Genomic DNA, 2042 nt, shown 5'->3' on the forward strand with positions numbered 1-2042 from the left:
TGGATGCCTTATGGGCACAGATCGGCAAAGTGTTGGATCTGTTCACTCCGGAGGAGTGTGCCAACTACTTCGCTTCATGTGGATATGTAAACAAGCAAACCAAAAATGCTCTAGGCAGGGAAGATCCGTGCGGTCTTGACCTTGACTAGGCCGATGCGTAACGCGTTCGATTCAGTGCAAACCAAAAAAACACCTATTTATGCCCAATCTCAAGCTGCATCACTTTGAAATGGGTGTTAATAGGTGTAGTATTGGTTGCATGCTACGTTCAGACACCCTCCAGATCACACCCGAGATCCTGAGCCTGATTGCCCGGATCGACGAATTCAAAGGCGCATGGCGGGCCTTGGGAACGCTTGCGCCTGAGCGTCTTTCAGCGTTGCGGCGGGTTGCGACCATCGAGAGCATCGGCTCGTCCACCCGTATCGAGGGCAGCAAGCTGACTGACCGCAGGGTGGAGCGTTTGCTCTCCAACCTGGCCATCCAGTCCTTCGACACCCGCGACGAGCAGGAAGTGGCCGGTTACGCTGAACTGATGGATTTGGTGTTCAGCTCGTGGCAGGACATCCCGTTCAACGAGAACCACATCAAGCAACTGCACCAGATCCTGCTGCACCACAGCGAAAAAGATGCGCATCACCGGGGGCAGTACAAGACCAACTCGAACAGCGTCGCTGCCTTCGATGAAAGCGGGACTCAGATCGGCATCGTCTTCGAGACCGCCACGCCGTTTGACACGCCACGGCTGATGGCCGAATTGGCGTCATGGGTGAATGACGAACGGGAGAAGGGGCATCTGCACCCCTTGTTGATCATCGCGATCTTCGTCGTGGTGTTTCTGGAAATTCACCCCTTCCAGGATGGCAATGGACGTTTGAGCCGGGTGCTGACGACCCTGCTGCTGATCCAGGCCGGTTATGCCTACGTGCCATACAGCTCGCTGGAGAGTGTGATCGAGCTGAACAAGGAAGCCTATTACCTGGCCCTGCACCAGACACAGGGCACCATCCGCGCGGAAGCACCCAACTGGCAGCCATGGCTGATGTTCTTCTTGCGATCACTGGCCGAGCAGGTTCGGCTCCTGGAGAAGAAGGTCGAGCGTGAAAAGATCGTGCTGGCCGCGCTGCCTGAGCTGTCACTGCAGATCGTGGAATTCGCCCGTGAGCACGGGCGCGTCACTATCGGCAACGCCATCAAGTTGACGGGCGTCAGCCGCAACACGCTGAAGCAGCATTTCCGGAACCTAGTCGAGCAGGGTCATCTGAATCAGCAGGGCAGCGGGCGTGGTGTCTGGTACGAGCTCAAGTGATTTGGACCGTCAGAACGAATAATCGGGTGGGCAGTTCGATTCCGTTTTGGGGAATTGAATCGGCGTCCCTAAATCGTGGTGGTTTGCTGGCGGAAAATTAGCCCGTTTGCGTGGGATAGGCGTAGAATCATCGCTTATGGTCGCTGACAGTAACCCATTGCAGCCGTGGTCGGCCGCGTGGCGTCGCCTCAGCACCACCAAATTGAAGGGCTCGGATAATCTCCGGACCCTTTTTCTTGCCTGAAATCCCCCGCGCCGCGCGGGGTTCCAGCCATCAGCTGTGGATGTCCACCTGCCGAAACAGCCTGTTTTCAGCGATTCAGGCTCCAAGCCTGTCTCTATTCTCCATTTGGTCTGCGGGTAGGCGCAGTTTTGGTTCTCGCAAAATCAACAACTTACGCACGGCGGTTCATCGTCAACCACGGCGACCGGTCAGGCATCAAACGCCGTTACCACCTCGCGTTGCGCCGCCCAGTCGGTCGGCAGCGGATTGCGCTGAAACCACAACAAGCTCATGCACCGGGGCTGCTGCCCGGCTAGAGCATTTTTGATTTAAATATATGCATGCAATAGACTATTCTCTATTACAACTGATGGGGAAGGTTATGCATGCCTATTCACAAGATCTTCGGGATCGCATTCTGGGTGCGTTGGATCGTGACGAAGGTCCAACGGCAATTGCCCGGCGCTTTGAGGTGAGTCGCATGTGGGTGTATCAGGTACGCAAGCGATG

The 2042-nt window shown here is 56.0% G+C and carries 1 protein-coding gene; it reads left to right on the forward strand.

The annotated features are described in order from the left end of the window. Positions 1 to 259: 259 nt before the first annotated feature. Positions 260 to 1309, forward strand: a complete 1050-nt coding sequence (locus C8R14_RS13200; RefSeq protein WP_041353595.1) for a Fic family protein — start codon at positions 260 to 262, stop codon at positions 1307 to 1309. Positions 1310 to 2042 lie beyond the last annotated feature (733 nt).

This window comes from Nitrosomonas eutropha, from assembly GCF_003201195.1.
Classification (GTDB): Bacteria; Pseudomonadota; Gammaproteobacteria; order Burkholderiales; family Nitrosomonadaceae; genus Nitrosomonas; species Nitrosomonas eutropha.

Excerpts from the sequence above, each read along its gene's own strand:
- C8R14_RS13200 (WP_041353595.1), top strand. The coding sequence starts at position 260 with ATGCTACGTTCAGACACCCTCCAGATCACACCCGAGATCCTGAGCCTG.